The sequence below is a fragment of the Paenibacillus sp. FSL P4-0127 genome (assembly GCF_038007325.1).
GTDB classification, from domain to species: domain Bacteria; phylum Bacillota; class Bacilli; order Paenibacillales; family Paenibacillaceae; genus Fontibacillus; species Fontibacillus macerans.
Map to the genome: position 1 here is coordinate 1,149,830 of NZ_JBBOWY010000001.1, position 20,126 is coordinate 1,169,955.

Below are 20,126 nucleotides of genomic sequence, written 5' to 3' on the forward strand. Positions count from 1 at the left end.
TATCGCTAACGGTTGTAATCGCGCTTAATTGGCCCAAAATGCCGGGATTCAATTTCTAACGGTTGCGAGCGCCGTTATTTGCCTGAATCCAAGCAAAAATTGCCGGTTTTCAGTGAAATAAGCTCCATGGCAACCGTTACAATTTAAAATCAACCGTATTGGAACAAATAGCGCTTGTGGCAACCATTAGAGTATTAATGTGCCGAGAAAAGGTATCTTGTCAGATTTAAATACAACGCTGGTGCCGTTAAATTTGGTTTTTCCTTTATTTCCTCGATATAGCGGCACCCGCAACCGTTAAAATGACGGCCCTGATCCGGAAAAAATGAACAGGTTCATGTCACTTTCCGCAAACGGCCGACGACGCTGAAGAAATCACCGGACTGGTGCGGGATCATCACACCGGAATACATCAGCTCATCGCCGCCGACCGGCTCGTCAAAGCCGTCGACCCGGTAAAGCGCGTCCGGGTCGAGTCCCTTGAGGCGAAGCGCGCGCAGGGGCGCGTTCGGCAGTGCCAGCACGCGGTAATAAGCGAACAGCGCTTCGCCGCGGTCCGCGGAGACGAACATCCACGCCGCTTCGTTACCCTCGAAAGGGCTGAGCAGCCGGTAGAAATCGCCGAACTGGACAAGCGGACGGATTTCCTTGTAGAACTCGACCTGTTGTTTGACCGTTTCCTGTTCGTCCTCCGGCATGGCGGTCAGATCGAGCTCATAACCGAAATTGCCGGACATGGCGACATCCCCCCGCATTTTGAGCGGGGTCACCCGCTCCACCTGATGGTTCGGAACGGCCGAGACGTGGGCGCCCATCGCTCCGATCGGGTATACGAGGCTTGTCCCGTATTGGATTTTCAGCCGGCATACCGCGTCGGTGTTGTCGCTCGTCCAGACCTGCGGCATGTAATACAGCATGCCGGGATCGAAGCGCCCGCCGCCGCCGGAGCAGCTTTCGAACAACACTTGCGGAAACCGCGTAACCAGCGTTTCCATCATTTCGTACAGCCCCAGCATATAGCGGTGGGCGGTCTCGCGTTGACGCTGCGGCGGAAGCGCGGCGGAGCCGACCTCGGTCATATGGCGGTTCATATCCCATTTGACATAGGAAATCGGCGCGGAGGACAGCACGTCCGCCACCATTTCCACCACCGCGTCGCGCACGTCCTTGCGCGACAGATCGAGCACGAACTGGTCCCGTCCCGAAGAACGCAACCGGCCCGGCACATGCAGGCACCAATCGGGATGCTGGCGGTACAGCTCGCTATCTTCGGAGATCATTTCGGGTTCAAACCAGATGCCGAATTGCATCCCGGTTTCGGTGACTCTCGCGACGAGATTTTCGAGTCCCCCGGACAGCTTGCGCTTGTCGACGAACCAGTCGCCAAGCGATGTCTTGTCATCGTCGCGCTTGCCGAACCAGCCGTCGTCCAGCACGAACAACTCCATGCCGAGCTCCCGGCCTTTGCGGGCGATGCTCTCGATTTTCTCCGCATTAAAATCGAAGTAGGTCGCTTCCCAGTTGTTGATCAATATCGGCCGCTGCGCATCCCGGTGCGCGCCGCGAACGAGACGGGTCCGGTACAGCTTGTGAAAAGTTCCCGACATGCCGGTAAGCCCCATGTCCGAGTAGACCATCACGACTTCCGGCGTTTGGAACGACTCGCCCGGCTCCAGCAGCCAGGTGAAATCGAAAGGATTGATGCCCATGGATACGCGGGCCGTGTTGAACTGATCGGTTTCGACCTGGGCCGTAAAATTCCCGCTGTAAACCAGATTGAAGCCGTACGCTTCGCCGTGGTCCTCGTTCGCGCCTGGCCGGAGCAGGGCCAGAAACGGATTGTGCTGATGGCTGCTCGCACCGCGCTTGCTTTCGATCGAATGCGTGCCCTGCACAAGCTTCCGGCGGACGATGTTCCGCTCGTTCGCCCACGAACCGGACAGATGCAGCAGCTCGAAGTCCGCATCGCGGAAATCCACACTGGCGCTAAGGGCGCGCAGCAGTTTAACCGGTTGGGAACCCTCGTTGATGATTTGAGCCGAACGCGTAATCACGTTATGCTCTTCAAATACGGTATACAACAGCTCGACGCGAAGCTTCGTGAGCTCGTCGACAAGCTGGAGCGCCAGCGTTTCGGCTTCGTCTTCCCGCTCCGCATAGGTCGCGGGAAGCCCTGCGAGCTTCGGCTTGCCTCTATAGATTTCATGCGACACGTAACGGAAATCGCTGACGGTCGACCCGTTTTCGAGTTGAATCTGGATCGCCGGCTCGCGAAAATCGCTATTGCCGTATGAAGGATATTCCAAAGGAATGGTGTCCAAGGAAAAATCGCGGTTTCCCGGGATGGGATTCGGCGCGAATCCCCGGTCCAGATAGCGGATCGGGTTTGCCCCGTGCCAGCCGGCGATTTGCTTGCCCCAGTAAAGGTGGGCGACATATTGATATGGCGTAATCTGCAGCAAATAGCTGCTGTCTTTCGCCTGCAAATGAAAAGTTTTATTGTCTCTATTGAATTGTATTCCCACGTATGGTCCTCCTTTAAGCGCTAGCCGCGCGGGCTTTCTACCCTTTGACGGCCCCGGACGACAGTCCGGACACGAAATATCTTTGCAAGAACAAATAAAGCACGATCAGCGGAAGCGCGGCCAGAAGCGAGCCGGCCGCCACCCAACCTACATTGCTGCTGTACTGCGTAAAAAACGAAGACAAAGCTACGGTTACGGTATGCATATTCAATTTTTGCAGGAAGAACAAAGAAAACTGATAGTCGTTCCATACCCCAACGCCCGTCATAATGATGACCGTGGCCGTAATTGGCTTTAACAGCGGCAGGATGATTTTAAAGAACAGACGAAAACGGCTCATGCCGTCAATCATCGCCGCCTCATCCAATTCCTTCGGGATCGAGCCGATGAAGCCCGTATACAAGAAAATCGTAATCGGCATGTTGAACGTGACCAGCAGCAGGACGATGCCCCAATACGTATTCATCGCGCCGATATCGACATAAAGCTGATAAAGCGGAACCAGCGTGGTTAGCGGGGGTACGATCATGGCGGAAATAAACACGGCATAGATCGTCTTGTTCAGCTTCGTTTGGAACCGCGACAGCGGATAGGAGGCGATCGCTCCGATGACAATGATTAACAACAGGGAACACGCCGTTATGATGATGTTATTGATGAAAGCTTGCCCCAGGTTGGCGTTTTTCCAGGCGTTTGTGAAGTTGCCGAAATAAAATCGGCCGGGAAAAAGCCATTTCGAGCTGAAATCATTCGCAGGCTTGAACGATGTCGTCAGCAGCAGATAAAAGGGCAGGATGTGAACGATGCTGATCAGCACGGTCAGAAGAATATATCCCGTCTTTTTCATCCTAATTAATCTCCTTTCTGCGCAAATACTGTAAAGCGAAAATACTAAAGAACGAGATCATTAGGAACATCAGGATGCCGATCGCGGACGCGTACCCGGCATCTTGGCTGGAGAAGTACGTCTTGTACATCATCGTGGACATCGATTGGGAAGCGTACCCCGGTCCGCCGCCCGTAAGCGCCATAATGGCGTCGAACAGCTTCAGGCCGCCGATGAGATTTAATACGACATTGATGGTGATGGAGGGCATCAACAGCGGCAGCGTCACATTTTTGAATTTCACCCATGCGTTCGCCCCGTCGATATCCGCCGCCTCGAAATAATCTTTCGAGATCGACTGCAAGCCCGCCAAATAAATAATCATGGCCGTGCCCATAAACTGAAAGCTGTTGACCAGCATTATGATCCATACGTTAAGGTTCGGATCGCCCAGCATGTTTATCGGGGCCATGCCAAACAGCTTAAGAACGTCGTTAAAAGCACCGCCTCTAAACTGAAAGAAAAAGTAAAAAATATAACCCATAATCAGACCGCTGACGATAACCGGCAAATAAACGATCGTGCGCGCCAGGCCGCGCATTTTGATGCTCTTGTTCAAGAGCAGGGCGTAGAGCAGGCCGAAAATATTTTGCAATAGCGTACTTCCGACACCGTAAATCAGCGTATTGCGGATGACGATGCCGATATTGGGGTCGGAGAACATCCGCTTGTAATTATCGAGTCCGATCCATTTGTACGTTTGAGAGAACCCGTTCCAGTTCGTGAAAGAGATTTGAACGCCTTTCAGAAACGGATAGACAATGAACAGCAAAAACAGCAACAGCGCCGGCAAATACATGAGGTTGAGCCAAAACGGCGCGTTGCGATGGAGGCGCGCAGCCCCTGTACTTTTCATACTAGGTATCCCTTCTTTTGCGTGAAGTAGGTAAAAGGGGCTTCCTGAAGCAAGCCCCTCAGTCATAACGCTTGTAATTCTCTATGTTCGATGGGTGGCCATCTTACTGTTGACTAAGCAAACGATCGACATTTTCCTTCATCGCCTTGGAGAAATCCTGCGCTGTTATGCCGCCGGACAGAATTTCCTCCCCCTTGGTCGTCAGCACGTCCCACATGCCGCTTGGCAAGTACAGGCGGTCGAAGTACGGGAATACGCGGACATCCTTGAATTGCTCATAATAAGCGGTGGCCTGTCCAAGGTCGGCGGTCACGCTTTTGAATGCGGCGGGGGAGCCCGTTGCTTCGGACATCATTTTCATATATTCCGGTTTTGCATAGAAAGCGAGGAATTTCTTCGCTTCTTCGAGCTTCGGCGAATCCTTCCAGGCCGCCAAAGTGTTGCGTTCGCCGCCGGAGAAGTTCGGCGCGTCCCCGGCAGCCATGGCAGGCACCGGCATAATTCCGAATTTCAGATCGGGGTTTAACTTCAGCGCGTCGGCGGTAAACGCCGGACCGGTCATGACAAAGGCGATTTGATCTTGAGCAAACAAAGCCGGGATATCGGAATATTTCGCCGTCAGCACATCTTCATTCATTAAACCTTTGTCGGACAGCTCTTTGAATTTTTCGGCAAGCGGCGTCCAGTTGTTCCAGTCGAACGTGTTGTCCAGCAAAGCTTGCGCCTGATTCGGTTCGGGGCTGATCAGCAGCGAGTTGGCAAAGTAATCGAAAAATTGCCCGATCGTCCATGAATCTTGACCGGCAAAATAGAACGGAATGACCGAGCCGTTGCTTTCGGCCTTGATCTTCTCGCCGGCCGCAATCATCTCATCGATTGTCGCAGGGATTTCGATGCCGTACTTCTCCAGTACGGCGGCATTAAACGTAATGCCGTCCTTCGATTCGTTCAGCGGCAGTGCGTAGACTTTGCCTGTTTCGTCCATCAGCACATTTTTGATCGTATCCGTCAGATCGGCCGTCCAGGCTTCTCCGCTCAGATCCGCAACATAGTCTTTGTAACGGGTTTTTGCCCAGCCGTGCGTGTCGAATAAATCGGGAAGCTGGTTGGAGGCCATCATCATTTTGAGAACGCTGTCATAATCGGCCCCCGGGTATTGCACTTCAATTTCGACATTCGGGTTTTCCGCTTTATAATCGGCGATTACCTTTTTCAGCACTTCTTGCGAAGAACCGTCCGATGCCGTACTGTACAAGCTAAGGGTTATCTTTTCTCCGCCCGCTCCGGAGGATGAGCCGGACGTCTGGGCGTTATTATTGCTTTTGGAGCTGCCACAAGCGCTTACAATCAGGACTAAAATCAGCAGCAGCATAGAAATGGATGTTTTTTTCATATTTGTCCTCCATAAACCTGTCGGATGATTGTTTTTTGATTTGGGCCATCATATACTACAGAATGGAATAATCTTTTTTCTTGGCTCCCTTTACGGGAGTCCTTTTTTTGCTTGCGCCGCGTTACGATGTCATTTTGTCTTTGCGCCGCAGCTCTCTCTCACTATGAGCCGGGTTGGCACTACAACGCGCAGCGGAACGTCGCGGCCCCGCAATCTTTCGGCCATCAGGTTCACCGCTGACCGCCCCATTTGTTCGCTGTAAATTTTGACGGTCGTGAGGGGTACGCTGGCAAATGCCGCCATTTCAATATCGTCCATCCCCACAATTGCAACATCATCCGGTACCGAGAGGCCCGCTTCCTTAATCGCCCGCAGCGCGCCTATAGCCATGGGGTCGTTGGCAAAGAAAAAAGCCTCCGGCAAATCCCCTTTGGCGATTGCGCTTTGCATCAGTTTGTATCCGCAAAGAATCGTCCAGTCTCCGACATACACATTGCGTTCGCGGTATAGCTTGTTGGCCCGCATGATGTTTTCGAACGCTTTCCGGCGCTTTTCGGGAATTTCGCTCATTGTGCGTTCAAGTCTGTGCATAAATTCCTGGCCGCCGACAAAACCGATGTTCCGATACCCGTGTTCCAGCAAATAGCTGAGCACATCGTTCACGGCCTGCTCCAAATCCACGACAACCGCGTCGATCTCTCCGACTTCCGGGGTGTTGGCCACGTATACTGTCCGATCGCGTTTCGGAAAAATCTCATGCAAATCTTGCGGATCGACGTTACCCACGACAAACAGGCCGTCCAGGTTGCTGAGGTCCCGATATTCCGGCGAGTCCCCGTACATCCGGATCGTTTTGACAATATCAAAGCCCAGTTCGGCACATTGGTTCTCAATACCTTGACGGATCGACAGAAAGTACGGGTCCTGCTGCTCCTGTTCGCCAGAATTCCATAGCAGCAAACCGAGATTATGGCGCTGTTCGGACAGTGCATGCGCTTTCTTTTTGGATTTGCGGGGTTTGTAGTTCAATTGCTCGCACACGGCGTAAATCCGTTGGCGTGTTTGCGGCGTGACCGCTAAAGTGGCGTCTTCATTGAGCACCCTGGATACCGTAGCGATCGAAACTTGAGCCTCCCTGGCGATGTCGCGAATCGTTGCCATTCCAAACCTCCTTCCTTGTTTCGTTAAGTAATGTTTAGTAAATCACGAATACATTATAGCAAACGAATAGCGTATGAACAATTGTTATTTTGCAAAAAACATGTGTAAATTCCGTGTTATTGCAACGTCTGGCAGTTTGAAATAAGGTTGGTTCATTTTTTGGAACGGGTGTCCATTCTTTAATATTTATAACAATGTTTAGTAAACAAATGTGAAACGAACTTTTAGGTTTTACCTTTTTGACAATTTTATCTGTTTAAAATATGATATTTACATACTTGTTGGTATGTGGTGTTGCAAACTTGTTCCTGATAGGAGAAATGAACGTTGAACCACCGCGATAAAATCATTCAGGCATTCATGAAGTTGGCCGGGCGGCTGCCTGCGGACAAAATCAGCTATGAGGAAGTGGCCCGCGCCGCCGGCGTGCATTGGACAACGGTGCGCAGACATTTGGGCGGCAAAGATGATATGCGGGCTATGCTGGCCAGCCGCGGGGCAGAGCCGGAGGGCTTGCCTGCGGATACGCGGACGCGCGTGCTGGATGCCGCCATGGAGGTGTTCGCCCGGCACGGTTATGCCAAAGCCGCGATGGACCAGGTGGCGGCCGAGGCCGGGTTCACGAAAAGCGCGATATATTGGCATTTCGCGAACAAAAGCGAGCTGTATCTGGCCATTTGCGAAAGAAATCTAAGGCAGCAGGAGCAGCTGCTGCCCGCCCAAATCGAAGCGATCGCCCGCGCGGAGGATAAAGTCCGGGCTTTGACGGACTGGCTGAAGGGCCAATTGGCCGCCTGTATGGTAACCCCCGATCGGCCGATGCTGTTTTTTGAGTTTTTAACCTCCAGCCGCAACCCGGAGGTCCAGGACAAGATCCGCGGGCTGTTCGCGGGGTTTTACGCCAAAGTCGCAGAGTTGCTCCGCGATTGCCAAACGCAGGGGTGGCTGCGCGGCGATATCGATCCGGGCTCGCTCACGCTGTACACCCAGACGGTTATGAACGGAATCGTTCTTTCGTGGCTGCTGGCCCCTAAGGAGCTAAAGCTGGATCAATTCGCCCGGGATGCCGCAAGGCTGCTGTGGGACGGATTATCGCCGCGATAAGGGCGGAAGACTTTTTCCGGCTTCATTGGAAATTTATTTCGATGAAGCCGTTAATTATAACATTAACATACCGATTAGTACGTTGCTGCGTTGGCGTTTCGGAAAACCAAAAGGAGGAGAGGGGAGAATTGGTGATACTAACTGTATTGCTGGGACTTGCTGCGATAATGCTGGCGGCGTTCTACGGCTACAACCAATTGAAGTTTCGGCAGGCGGAAATGGAATTCCCGCCATCCGGAAAGTTTGTGGAGGCGGATGGAATCCGCCTGCATTACCTGGAACGGGGGCAGGGCAGGCCGGTGGTATTTTTGCATGGGGGAGTTTTATGGAGCCGTGATTTTGAGCGGGTCATGGAACTTGCGGCGGCCAAGGGATATCGGGCGTTGGCTTTTGACCGCCCCGGATACGGGCACAGCGGCCGCCCGAAGCACGGCCCGGTTACACCGGCCGATCAAGCCCGGCTGCTGCATGAGGCTTTGAACAAGCAGGGAGTGGAGCGGCCGATTCTGGTCGGGCATTCCTGGAGCGGATTGCTGGTCCTTGCATACGGGGCCTTGTATCCCGATGATCTGGCGGGGATCGTGACGCTGGGGGGCGGCATGTATAAAGAAGGATATCCGGCGGAAAAAGGCGATCCGATCTCCAGAATCGTGATGATGCCGCTGGCGGGGCGGATCGTGATGAATCTTCTGCTGGCAACCTTGGGGAGAGTCATGGCCCGACAAATCATGAAAGCGACCTTCGCCCCGGAGCCGGTTCCCTTCGCTTATGAACAGGAAACGTTGGCGCTGTGGCTCCGGCCGTCCCAGTTCCGGGCGAACCGGGAGGACGTGCTGGCTTTTGCTCCGGCGGCCGCCGAGATATCCCCGAACTATCGCCGGATTCAGGCGCCTGCCGTCATCGTCGTCGGGCGGCGGGATCCTTTTCCGACCAAGGAACACAGCTATCGGCTGCACCGGGACTTGCCGAATGCGGCGCTGATGGAGCTCCCCGACGCCGCGCACATGATCCCCCATCATCATCCGCAAGCTGTCATCGATGCCGTGGAGAAGCTGGCTCGCGAATGAACCTTCTGAATCCATCCTCCGGCGGGATAAGCGGAAACTTAAGAAAAACTTTATTTTTATACCCATTTCTTCTTAAAAAATTTTGACTATTCTTAAGGAATGAAAGGTTAGGAGGAATACGAGCCATGAAGAAATGGGCGTTTTGTGTGCTGGTCCTGCTGCTGCTGGGCTACGCTTTCGTTAAATTTAAAGTCAGCGATTTATCCGCGATTCCGTTGGATAAAATTACGCTTACCGACGATAACCCCCAAGCCCCGGCGGACCGGGGATTCACGATAAAAATCACGGGGGAGCAGGTTTATCGGGGCGATCTGCTGCTGGTCAATCAAGACCATCCGGTTCCGGATCAAGGTCCGGAGGAGGAAGCACTCAGTCTGGTTCAACATGATGAATTACTCCAAGGTTTTGGCGTGATGGATAACACGGTTCGGCTGTCGGAAAGATTGGCTGGAAAATTTATCGAGATGGCCGCCGCCGCAGGCGAGGACGGAGTGAATCATTTCCTGATCACCAGCGGGTATCGGGACGAGCGGCGGCAGGATGAGCTGTATCGTCAAATGGGAGCGGAATATGCGATGCCGGCGGGATATAGCGAGCATAACCTGGGTTTGTCGCTAGATATCGGCTCGTCAGAAGCGGAGATGAACGTTGCGCCGGAAGGCAAATGGTTAAAAGAGAACGCATGGAAATACGGGTTTGTACTGCGTTATCCGGAGAACAAAACCGCGGTGACCGGCATTCAATACGAGCCCTGGCATTTCCGTTATGTAGGCCTGCCCCACAGCGCCATTATGCAGAGAAACGACATGGTTCTGGAAGAGTATCTCAACTACCTGAAAGTGAAACAAGCCGTTAAGGCCGACGTCAACGGCCAGACCTACCACGTATTTTATTTTCCCGTCACCGATGGCGGTACAATCCGCGTTCCGGTCGAAGGAAGTTATGAGCTTTCCGGAAATAATGTGGACGGTGTGATTGTAACTGTGCATGAGGAATAGAGCGGACGAATATATTTTTAACAAACTTTTTGTAAGCAGCTTGACAAATGGAACCGCCTGGGTTTATGATTGTTTCAGAATCAAGCATCTCAATATAAAGATAATATTTTAGGGATGCAAGCAATATACATGGCGGTGTAAACTCATGGGTCTGTTGGACAGAATATTTGGAAGAACAACGAATAAGGAGGAGACAAACGTGTCAAAATTGAACATTGGGATTATTTTGGGAAGTACCCGCGATGGCCGCGTCAGCCCGCAAGTGGGAGAATGGGTGAAAAAAATCGCCGACGCGCGCGGAGACGCGAACTATGAAATCGTCGATATCGCCGATTATAAGCTGCCGCTTCTGGGTGAAGCCGACGCTTCCGAGCAAGCGGCGAAGTGGAATGAAAAACTGAACTCCTTGGACGGCTTCGTGTTTATCGTGCAGGAGTACAACCACAGCATCACCGGCGCGCTGAAAAACGCGCTCGACTACGCACGCGAAGCCTGGAACAACAAAGCGGCCGGCATCGTGAGCTACGGCTCGGTCGGCGGCGCCCGCGCGGCTGAACACCTGCGCGGCATCCTTGGCGAATTGTCCGTGGCCGACGTTCGCGTACATGTTACGCTGTCGCTGTTCACCGATTTCGAAAACTACAGCGTATTTAAACCGGCTGATCTGCACCTGACCAACCTGAACGGCATGCTGGACCAAGTGCTCGCTTGGAGCGGCGCTTTGAAGACGCTGCGTTAATGGCATAAACGAACGAAAAGGGCCGCCCCAAAAGTAGACTTAAGCTACTTGGGGCGACCTCTTTTTTTAAGATTATTTATAACTCGACTTTCACAGAGCAAAAATCAGCTTGAGTCCCTGCGTTGAAGGCTTGAGGATAGGGAAGTGGGGGGGGAGGGGCGGCAGATCAACACTCGCTTTCCGGAGACTTTGCACGATTATCCCGTTTGATCAGGTAGCTAAAGAGAAAGACAAGCTCGGAAAATATTTGGTGAAGAAGCAGATAGGTTCGAGATAATTTAGACGGGCTTAGGAGAAGGAATCAGGTTTAGAGGAGGCATCGCGATCAACGCCTCCATGCAGTCCTGCTCGCTGTTAAAACGGCTGCTGAATGGCTGAAGTTCCGTTCCCAGATTGACTTCCATATTCGCTCGCCCCCGAATGAAGAATATACGAACGTAAGTTCCGTTTATTTCATTATAACAAACGTACGTTCCTGTATCAAGCTGAAAATCTCACTTGAACCCGCCTCATTGTTCCCCCATCTTTTTTGTTTTTTTCTTTTTTGAATCCTTGCTCTAGCCCAGCCCCCTGCTCCCTGCTCCTTAACGAAGGGGATAATCGTGCAAAGGCAGGCAGCATGAAGGGGGCACCAAGACGTGACCCCTTTAGACGGCCCCCTCACCTGGCGTCGATTTGTGACACGACTCCAAACGGCTACGGTGCAAAAGCCGAGCGCGCCTTTTAGGACAAATGCACGTAAAACGTGGTCAATTCACCTGGGGTGCTTTTGGCGTATATCCGTCCGCGATGCTGTTCGACGATCGACCGCGCGATCGCCAGGCCCAGGCCGTAACCGCCCTGTTTGCGCGACCGCGAAGCGTCGGTCCGGTAAAACCGGTCAAAGATGCGAGCCAGGTGCTCGGGGGCGATGCCTTCGCCCGTATTGGACACCTCCAGCACGGCGTCGCTGTGCTGCTTGTGCAGCGAAACGCGGATCGAACCCTGCGGCCCCGCGTATTTCACGGCGTTGTCGAGCAGGATCATGACCACCTGCTTGATTTGTTCGCTGTTGCCGTGTGCCGTCAAATTCGGCTCAATCTCGTAATCGAGCGACAGATCTTTTTCGAAAATGACCGCCTCCATCGTCAAAATAATCGTCTCAACCGCCTCGCTCAGATTGAACTTGGAATAAATCACTTCCGTCCGGGTATCGTCCATTTGCGTCAAATATAGCAGGTCGCTAGTCAGCTTCGCCATCCGCTCGGTTTCCGACTTGATGTAATGCAGCCATTTCGCCTGGTTTTCCGCCGTATTGGCTCCGCCGCTGAGCAGCACATCGGCGTTGGTGTTAATGATGGCGAGCGGGGTTTTAAGCTCATGCGACGCGTCGGCGATAAACTGCTTCTGCTTCTCGAACGCCTCCCTGACCGGGGCAATCGACCGGTTGGCAAAATAACGGCTGGCGAAAAACAACGCGATCAGCATCACCGCCCCCACCACGGCAAACGTGTAAATGAGGTTGACGAGAATTTCCTGCTGCGCGGTCACGTCCAGGAAAACCAGCATATACCCGCCGTTCTCGGGGCGGACGGAATAAATCCAGCGGCTCCCGTCGAGGTTGAACTGTCCGGTCTCTTTATGCCGGGTAGCGGCTTTCTCCAAAGCGCTGGTGTAAAATTCATCGTCCATATCGAACTTGGACGTCGCGGAGATCAGCCCCCAATCCGCATCGGCCAGCAGCATAAAGGAGACCGAACGCTCCGGCGGCGGTTCGAACCGGCCGTCCGGGGGCGGGCCACCGGATGGCGAGTCATCGGTGGTCACGTTATCGCCGGGCACATTATCGGCGGGCACGTTATCGGCGGTCACGTTATCGGCGGGCGCGTTATCGGCAGGCTCATCGGCGCGGCGTCCCGACACCGCAGTCCCGGCGCTCCCCGCGGAACCGTCCGCGCCGGCAGCGGCGGGCCGACCATCCTGGCCACCGACCCCGCCGCGCGGCGCCCCTTCCTGCTGCTGCCCGGCATCCGTCTGCGGCTGCTTGGAAGCCGTGCCCCCGCCGCGTGGCGGGCCGGATTGTCCGGGCGGTTTTTCGTAGGATTGGGAGATTTTGTGCAAGGCCATCGTGATGTCGCTTTGCACGTCCCGATAGGTGATGATGTAAATGGCGGCGAACGCCACGAGCATCATTACCGAGATCGTGGACAGATTGACGATCAGAAACCGGTTCCTGAGCTTTTTGAACATCAGATGTTCACCTCTAATACGTACCCTAATCCGCGAATGGTGTTAATGCGCACGGATGAATTCAGGAAGGTCAGTTTTTTGCGCAAAAAGGAAATATACACCTCCACATTGTTATGCTCCACCTCGGAGTCGAATCCCCACAGCTTTTCGATGATTTGCTCTTTGGATGTGACCGCCTGTTTCCGCGAAATCAGCAGCTCCAGCAGCTCGCTTTCCTTCAGGTTCAGCTTGATCTCCTTGCCCAAGGCGGCGAGCTTCAGGTTCGACGTATTCAGTTCAATATCCCCGAATTTCAGCGCCTCCTCCGGGATGACCTCGCCTTTGCGCCTTAGGGCGGCGCGGATGCGGGCCATCAGCTCCTCGGTGGAAAAAGGCTTGGCGATATAATCGTCGGCCCCGTAATCGAGCCCCGTCACCTTATCGTTAATTTCCCCTTTGGCGGTCAGCAGAATCACCGGCGTGGACACCTCTTCGTTACGCAGCTTTTTTAATAACGTAAAGCCGTCCATTTCCGGCATCATCACGTCGAGCAGCAGCAGATCGTATATCCCGCTCAGCGCGTAATCGTAACCGGATCTGCCGTCATGCACGGCATCCACCGAATAGTTATGTTTTTTTAAGATTTGGGTCAAGGCTTCCGCCAGATGCACCTCGTCCTCTACGATCAATATTCTCATCGCTCGTCATCCTCTTCCTAAAAGTCGCTTTGCGTTTTGCTTCCGCTATTATATCAGGATTACCTTTAACCAACCTTAAGCGCTCCATTTAAGATTCATTAAAGGTTCGGCGTTTAAGATACAGACATGGCCGGCGGGACAGCCGCCGAAAGTATGATGGCAGAAAGGATTTGAGGTTATGGCGATCGAGGTGTTCAACCGTTACGAAAACAAATATTTACTGGATACGGAGGCCTACCGCAATTTTTATGAGGAGCTTCTCGAATATATGGAGCCGGACGAATACAACAAGCAGCACGAGTTTTACTCCATCAGCAATCTTTATTTCGATACCAAACATGATACGCTGATCCGAAACAGTCTGGCGAAACCTAAATATAAAGAGAAGCTGCGGCTTAGAGCTTACGGGGTGCCGAAGCCGGAGGCGAAGGTGTATCTCGAAATCAAGAAAAAGGTATTCGGGCTGGTCAACAAAAGACGGACCGCGCTCCGCTTAAGCGAAGCTTACGAGTTCGTCCGCACGGGAATCGAGCCGGAGTACAGGGATTACATGAACAAACAGGTCCTGCACGAAATTACATACTTCCTGCAGCGTTACGACCTGGAGCCGAAGGTGTACCTCGCTTACGACCGCAAAGCGCTCTTTTGCAAAAACAACCGGGATTTGCGGATCACCTTCGATACGAACATTCGCAGCCGGCGGTATGATGTGGGGCTTGAACAGGGCGATTACGGCGAGCCTTTGGTGGAAAGCGGGCTGTGGCTGATGGAAGTGAAGGCGGAGAAGACGGTGCCGGTGTGGCTGTCGAGAATGCTTTCGGAGCACGGGATGTACCGGACCGGCTTTTCCAAATACGGCAACGAATACAAAAAAACGATCAAAAGGAAAGACGCGGAAAGGGAGGGTGTCCTTTATGCTTGATACGCTTTTCAATGTCAGTTTAACGAATACGGAGCTCAGTTTTACGGGCGCTGTCATCACCATATTGATTTCCATCGCGTTGGGCGCAATCATCAGCGTCACTTATATGAAAACAAACCCGAAAGGGTATTCGCAAAACTTCACGTTAACGATGGTGCTGCTGCCCTCGATCGTGGCGATCATCATTATGCTGATCGGCAGCAATGTCGCCCGGGCGTTCAGCCTGGCCGGAGCCTTCTCGATCATCCGCTTCCGCAGCGCGCCCGGCGACCCGAAGGATATTTCGTACGTACTGTTCACGATGGCGGCGGGACTGGCCTGCGGCGTCGGCTCCTTCGGATACGCCGTTTTGTTCACTCTCATTTTGTGTCTCTTGATGGTTGTGCTGAACCGGATGAACTTCGGGGCGAGAAAAACGCTGCAGAAAACGCTCAAGGTAACGATCCCGGAAAACCTGGGGTACGAGGAAGCCTTCGACGAGGTGTTCAAGAAATACAACGTCGGCTACGAGCTGAAAAAGATCAGAACAACCGAGCTGGGCAGCTTGTATGAACTGGTTTATGCGATTACGCTCGACCATCCGGCCAACCAGAAGGAATTTCTGGACGACATCCGCGTCCGGAACGGCAATCTGGACATCTCGCTGACGTTGAGCCCGGCGGCAAACGAATATGCATGACAAAAATGAAAAGCGAAAGGAACGATGGGAAAATGAAGAATTTTACGGCAATCAACAAATTGGGAATTGTGCTGCTCTGCGCTGCCATGCTTTCGGCCTGCGGTTCGGCTTCGGCTACGGAGAACGGAGGAGCGGCGTCCGGAACGCAGCAGACGGCGGCTGCCGCTGCAGTTGCCGCCTCCGTGGAGGACATTCGGTTAACGGACCTGGTTACGTTTGACGATACCGACAATACGGTGGATTGGAGCGCGGACAGCGCCACGGCGATTACGCTGAATGGCGCGAGCGCTGCGGTCGACGGCGTCGGGGCCGAGGCGAACGGCGGAACGGTGACGATCACGGCCGCAGGCACCTATGTTTTGAGCGGCAAGCTTAGCGAAGGGCAGGTTGTGGTCGATTCGCAGGATGATGGCGATGTTCATCTGGTGCTGAACGGCGTCGATATCCATGACAGCGACAGCGCGCCGATTTATGTGAAAGAAGCGGGCAAAGCGATCGTCACGCTGGCCGCGGGCACGGAAAACACCGTTTCCGACGGGGAAACTTACGTCTTCCCGGATGCCTCGGACGACGAGCCGAACGCGGCGGTATTCAGCAAGGCGGACCTGACGATTAACGGGGAAGGCCGGCTGACGGTAAATGCTAATTACAAGCACGGGATCAACAGCAAGGACGATCTGAAGATCATGAGCGGCACTTTGGTGGTTAACGCGGCCGGCGACGGCATCCGCGGGAAAGATATGGTGGCCGTGCAAGACGGGAATATTACGATAACCGCTGCGGGGGACGGTATCAAATCAAACAATGACACCGACGAATCGAAAGGATTTGTCGCTATCGCCGGCGGCACGTTCCACATCCGGGCCGGAAGCGACGGCATTCAGGCGGAAACCTCGCTGGTGGCGGACGGCGGTACCTTTGACCTTGTAACGGGCGGCGGCAGCGCGAACGGAAAAGATCACGCGGCCGATAACGGACGTGGCGGCCCTTGGGGCGAGGGTGCTCCGGGAGGGGGCGGCTGGCCGGGAACGGCGAATGTTCCGCAAGACGCCGGCAAAACCGGGGACACGGCCGGTACGGGAGCGAGCGTGCAAACGGAGAGCTCAACCGGAGCGAGTGGTGCGGACGGTACCGCCGTTACGGAACAGGCGTCCGGTACAACCGACAATGGCAACGGGACCGTCACCGCGGAAGAGGCGGAGTCGCAAAGCGCCAAGGGGCTGAAAGCTGCGGGCAATATCATCATCCATGACGGCAAATTTACGATGGATTCCGCGGACGACGCCATTCACAGCAACGGCAACGTTGGCATCAAAGGCGGGAATTTTTCCCTCCAAACCGGGGACGACGGAATCCATGCGGATCTGACGGTGGAAATCGCCGGCGGCACCCTGGATATCGCCAAGAGCTATGAAGGCATCGAAGGGGCGATGATTACGATTTCCGGCGGGGAGACACATGTCGCCGCTTCCGATGACGGGGTGAACGTGGCTGGCGGCAACGACGAGTCTGCAGCGAGCGGCAGCGGCCCGGGGGGACAAGATCAATCTAGCGATACCGGAACCCGTATGCTTAAGATCAGCGGCGGGTACCTGGCGGTGGACGCGGCGGGCGACGGGCTCGATTCGAACGGCTCGATCGAAATGAGCGGGGGGACCGTGATCGTAAACGGCCCGACTTCGGACGGCAACGGGACCTTGGATTATGACGGCAGCTTCACGATCACCGGCGGCATCCTGGTAGGCGCGGGCAGCGCGGGCATGGCCCAGGCTCCGTCCGGCGCCTCCAGCCAGTACTCGGTGGCCATGAACTTTACCGAGACGCAGGCGGCCGGAACGCTGGTTCATTTGGAGGACAGCGCGGGGAACAACATTCTGACCTTTGCGCCGGCAAAAGATTACCGGAACGTCGTCATCAGCTCGCCGGACCTGAAAGCCGGTTCCTACACGCTGTACAGCGGCGGCAGCTCGACCGGAACCGCGGCGGACGGCCTGTATGCGGACGGCGAATACACCGGCGGCGCGAAGGTGGTTTCGTTCGAAATCACGGACAGCGTAACGACGTGGTTGAACGAGTCCGGCGTCACCGACGGCAATACGATGGGCCGCGGCCCGGGCGGCGGAGGCGGCGGCCGGGGAGGCACGAGACCGCAAGGCGGTCCGCCCGCCAACCGGCAGTCCGGCGAAGAATCGAATACGACGGATGCCCCGTAAAAGTGAAGCCGGCGCGTATGCGCCGGCTTGCTTTCATATTGGAGCCCGATTTAAGAAACGAAGTTGGAAAGCATCTTGTCTTTTGCCGGCTTCCTGTTCCCGGGAGCAGTATGGATCATCAGCATGAGTACGGTGAGCGTAACCGGGAGGCCCGATGGAGGATAGACCAAGTACACATCCTTCCATGCGGGGGCAAACTTGTTCTTGTAATCGTACAACCCCTTGAAGTTATAGAACTTGTTCCCGTATTTATAAACCCATTTGGCAAAAAGAAGGTCGTTTACGTTGGCCAAAGGAGCCATGCCCAGACTGCAAAAATCGTATCGATGCTCTTGCGCCCACAAAAACAGGGAGGCAAACAGCACATCCATGGCGCCATGCGGACAGGCCTTCGTATACCGCATCAGGTCCACGGTGATCTGACGGGGTACGGCCGCATCCCGCGAATCCGGCAAGGACGGGGGCGGATCGCCGCCAAGCGTAGCAAAAGCTTCGTATTCTCCATCCGGGCCGATCAAGACAGCGACGGGGAACCGGTTGACATACTCCCGGGAGAACGAACCCACGGAGAAGCTTTTCTCTTTCCGCTCACCGAGCCATTCCCCGGAAATCTTGTGCAGCCGGTCCAGGAACCGGTCCTCAAAAGGCGGGTGCAGCACCGCAAATGTGAAGCCGGCCCGTTTCAATTTATTGATCCGGCCGCGCAGCTTCAGCCACGCTTTTCCGTGCAAATGGAACTTCGCCAGATCGACCTGGGCCTCCTCCCCGATTTTGGCATACTGGAGCCCGTACTGCTTGTATAGCTGCAAAAAGGAGGACTTGGCCTGATAAAAAGCCGGGATGTACCCGTGCTCGCGGCAGTGGTTCATAAACTGGCCGATCACCCGCGGAATCGCCTCCGGTTTGCCCAGGGGATCGCCCAACGCGATTCTGCGGTTCCCCAGGCTGCGGTAGACGATGCAAGCTTCGTGCTCGGAATCCCAAAACCATTTTTTATCGCCAAGGTAGTATAAGTGCGTATGCGAGTTGTGTCCGCAGCTTTGCAGCAGGCGCTGCAAGCGGCGCTCTTGCGTGGCGTCGATCAAAGGCACCTCTCCTAAACTGGTAATTTCTATGTGATGAAGGACGCCAATTTGCGTCGAACAGATTAATCATCGGCATTTTCCGCAGGCATTTTTAGAGGGACTTGCCGCGCTTTAAATCACTTTATGGGCATACCACTTCTTCCCGCGGAACCGCCACAGGAAAACCGCGCCGCGCACGCCCCATTCGGAGCACATCGCCAGCCAGACGCCGGTAATGCCGAAGCCCAGCGTAATGCCGAGAATGTATCCCAACACGACCCGGAACAGCCACATCGTCAGCATCGAGGTCAGCGAAGTGAACCGCGAGTCTCCCGCCGCCCGCAGCGCGGAAGGGAGGATGAAGCTGACCGCCCACAGCGGAACCTGGGCGATGGTGCTGATCAGCAGGACCGCAAATATATCGCCGACGATTTCGGCGGGAGGATCGAACAAGCCGACGAGCGGCCGGAAGAACGGCATCAGCAGAAGTCCGACCACGGCCAGGGAAGCGGAGCCGAGCCAAAGGAACGATTTGATGAACTTCCGGGCGTCGGCAATATTTCCGCTCCCGATGCATTGCCCGACGACGGTGACGATCGTCAGCGACAAAGCGCTCGCGGGGATTTGGAACACCATGGCCAGCGAACCGCCGATGGCGTTGGTCGCGATCGCGTAGGTGCCCAGGCTGACGATGAACACCTGGGTGAGCAGCTTCCCGCCGTTAAAAAACATCTGCTCCGCGGCGAACGGGAGCCCGATGAACATGATTTTGCGCAGCATCGACAACGGCAGCTTGAACAGGTCGCGCAGGTGCAGCCGCAGCGTCTCCTCCATTTTGAACAAATAAAACAACGCGCAAATAGCGCCCGCATACCGGGCGATGTTCACGGAAAGGGTCATTCCGACCACGCCCATGTGAAACACGCTGATGAACACCACATTCAGCAGCACGTACAGCAAATTCATGATGAGGGAGAGGGCCAGCGAGGCCCGGGTCTTCCCGATTCCCCGCAGTCCCGCGCACACCGCCTGTACAAGCGCCAAGCCCATGTAGGAAATGCTGCTGCCGATCAGATAGACCCGGGCGCTGTCTAGCACATCCGGGGAGGCGGAGCCGAACAGCAGGCTCATGACGGGGTTGTGCAGCCCAATCAGGAGCAGGCCGATGGCCAGGGCCATCAGGGATACCGAGGTGACCGTGCCCGCCGCGGCCCGGGAGACCATGCGGTCATTGCCGCTGCCTTTGTATTGGGCTACGACCACTGTTCCCCCGGTGGCCACGGCGACAAAAACATTGATCAGGAACACGTTCAGTGAGTCGACCATGTTGACGGCGCTGACCGCGGCGACGCCCGAGGAGCTGATCATCGCGGTATTCACCAGATTAAGGCCGACGATAAAGGCCTGATCCACCAAAATCGGCAAAAACAAGGCGATCACCTGCCGGTAATCCATCGATTCGCCGGATAAATATTTGTCGAGTAAGCCGCCCTCTTTTTGCAGACGGGCCAGAACCTGTTTCAAAGGAATCACATTCTTTTCATGTAATGGAAAAAACTCTTCGGACGAAGAGCTTGAACGAATCGCAAGATTAGCGATAGGGTTGAAGATAA

Annotated in this window: 17 protein-coding genes; 7 read left to right on the plus strand and 10 right to left on the minus strand. The window is 54.7% G+C overall.

From position 1 onward, the window contains the following. Positions 1-335 precede the first annotated feature (335 nt). The 5 genes from NYE74_RS05150 to NYE74_RS05170 form a co-directional block, all read right to left on the minus strand. On the minus strand, positions 336-2,525 hold the full coding sequence (locus tag NYE74_RS05150) for an alpha-galactosidase (RefSeq protein ID WP_316560350.1): 2,190 nt from the start codon (positions 2,523-2,525) through the stop codon (positions 336-338). A gap of 37 nt (positions 2,526-2,562) precedes the next feature. Beyond that, positions 2,563-3,372: a carbohydrate ABC transporter permease gene (locus NYE74_RS05155; protein ID WP_316560349.1), complete on the minus strand. Its 810-nt coding sequence runs from the start codon at positions 3,370-3,372 to the stop codon at positions 2,563-2,565. Position 3,373: 1 nt separating this feature from the next. After that, positions 3,374-4,267: a carbohydrate ABC transporter permease gene (locus NYE74_RS05160; protein ID WP_316560348.1), complete on the minus strand. Its 894-nt coding sequence runs from the start codon at positions 4,265-4,267 to the stop codon at positions 3,374-3,376. A gap of 103 nt (positions 4,268-4,370) precedes the next feature. Next, positions 4,371-5,660: an ABC transporter substrate-binding protein gene (locus NYE74_RS05165; RefSeq protein WP_316560347.1), complete on the minus strand. Its 1,290-nt coding sequence runs from the start codon at positions 5,658-5,660 to the stop codon at positions 4,371-4,373. Between the two features lie 129 nt (positions 5,661-5,789). After that, entirely contained in the window at positions 5,790-6,821 is a 1,032-nt protein-coding gene (locus tag NYE74_RS05170; protein ID WP_316560346.1) for a LacI family DNA-binding transcriptional regulator, read from the minus strand. Between the two features lie 327 nt (positions 6,822-7,148). Between NYE74_RS05170 and NYE74_RS05175 the strand changes: the two genes are divergently transcribed. The 4 genes from NYE74_RS05175 (at position 7,149) to NYE74_RS05190 (ending at position 10,729) form a co-directional block, all read left to right on the plus strand. Continuing rightward, positions 7,149-7,925, plus strand: coding sequence for a TetR family transcriptional regulator (locus tag NYE74_RS05175; RefSeq protein ID WP_316560345.1), 777 nt, complete (start codon positions 7,149-7,151; stop codon positions 7,923-7,925). Between the two features lie 131 nt (positions 7,926-8,056). Beyond that, positions 8,057-8,992, plus strand: a complete 936-nt coding sequence (locus NYE74_RS05180) for an alpha/beta fold hydrolase (protein ID WP_316560373.1) — start codon at positions 8,057-8,059, stop codon at positions 8,990-8,992. A gap of 125 nt (positions 8,993-9,117) precedes the next feature. Continuing rightward, positions 9,118-9,990 (plus strand): M15 family metallopeptidase, encoded by an 873-nt coding sequence (locus tag NYE74_RS05185; RefSeq protein ID WP_316560344.1) that lies wholly within the window; start codon positions 9,118-9,120, stop codon positions 9,988-9,990. Positions 9,991-10,189: 199 nt separating this feature from the next. Next, a complete protein-coding gene (locus tag NYE74_RS05190) occupies positions 10,190-10,729 on the plus strand; it encodes an NADPH-dependent FMN reductase (protein WP_316560343.1) in 540 nt (179 codons plus the stop codon). A 278-nt stretch (positions 10,730-11,007) separates the two neighbouring features. Here the strand turns inward: NYE74_RS05190 and NYE74_RS05195 are convergent, their stop codons facing one another. From NYE74_RS05195 to NYE74_RS05205, 3 genes are all read right to left on the minus strand, one after another. Continuing rightward, a complete protein-coding gene (locus NYE74_RS05195; protein WP_316560342.1) occupies positions 11,008-11,133 on the minus strand; it encodes a hypothetical protein in 126 nt (41 codons plus the stop codon). A 319-nt stretch (positions 11,134-11,452) separates the two neighbouring features. Then, entirely contained in the window at positions 11,453-12,958 is a 1,506-nt protein-coding gene (locus NYE74_RS05200; protein ID WP_316560341.1) for a sensor histidine kinase, read from the minus strand. Next, the gene (locus tag NYE74_RS05205; protein WP_316560340.1) at positions 12,958-13,635 is read right to left on the minus strand and encodes a response regulator transcription factor; all 678 of its coding nucleotides are present in this window, start codon (positions 13,633-13,635) and stop codon (positions 12,958-12,960) included. Before NYE74_RS05205 ends, NYE74_RS05200 begins: the two co-directional genes overlap by 1 nt. Before the next feature lie 178 nt (positions 13,636-13,813). Between NYE74_RS05205 and NYE74_RS05210 the strand changes: the two genes are divergently transcribed. Genes NYE74_RS05210 through NYE74_RS05220 form a run of 3 tightly spaced genes read left to right on the plus strand, consistent with a single transcriptional unit; the run spans position 13,814 to position 17,449 of the window. Further along, complete coding sequence (locus tag NYE74_RS05210; RefSeq protein ID WP_316560339.1) at positions 13,814-14,557, plus strand: polyphosphate polymerase domain-containing protein; 744 nt, start codon at positions 13,814-13,816, stop codon at positions 14,555-14,557. Then, positions 14,550-15,236 carry a DUF4956 domain-containing protein gene (locus NYE74_RS05215; protein ID WP_316560338.1) on the plus strand — a complete coding sequence of 229 codons (687 nt, stop codon included), beginning with the start codon at positions 14,550-14,552 and terminating at the stop codon, positions 15,234-15,236. The genes NYE74_RS05210 and NYE74_RS05215 overlap by 8 nt, the downstream gene beginning before the upstream one ends. A gap of 32 nt (positions 15,237-15,268) precedes the next feature. Beyond that, positions 15,269-17,449, plus strand: coding sequence for a carbohydrate-binding domain-containing protein (locus tag NYE74_RS05220; protein ID WP_316560337.1), 2,181 nt, complete (start codon positions 15,269-15,271; stop codon positions 17,447-17,449). 50 nt (positions 17,450-17,499) lie between these two features. On the opposite strand, the gene NYE74_RS05225 is transcribed toward NYE74_RS05220, so the two are convergent. Further along, on the minus strand, positions 17,500-18,534 hold the full coding sequence (locus NYE74_RS05225) for a phosphatidylglycerol lysyltransferase domain-containing protein (protein WP_051985191.1): 1,035 nt from the start codon (positions 18,532-18,534) through the stop codon (positions 17,500-17,502). A gap of 111 nt (positions 18,535-18,645) precedes the next feature. Next, on the minus strand, positions 18,646-19,968 hold the full coding sequence (locus NYE74_RS05230) for an MATE family efflux transporter (protein ID WP_082207999.1): 1,323 nt from the start codon (positions 19,966-19,968) through the stop codon (positions 18,646-18,648). Between the last annotated feature and the right edge of the window lie 158 nt (positions 19,969-20,126).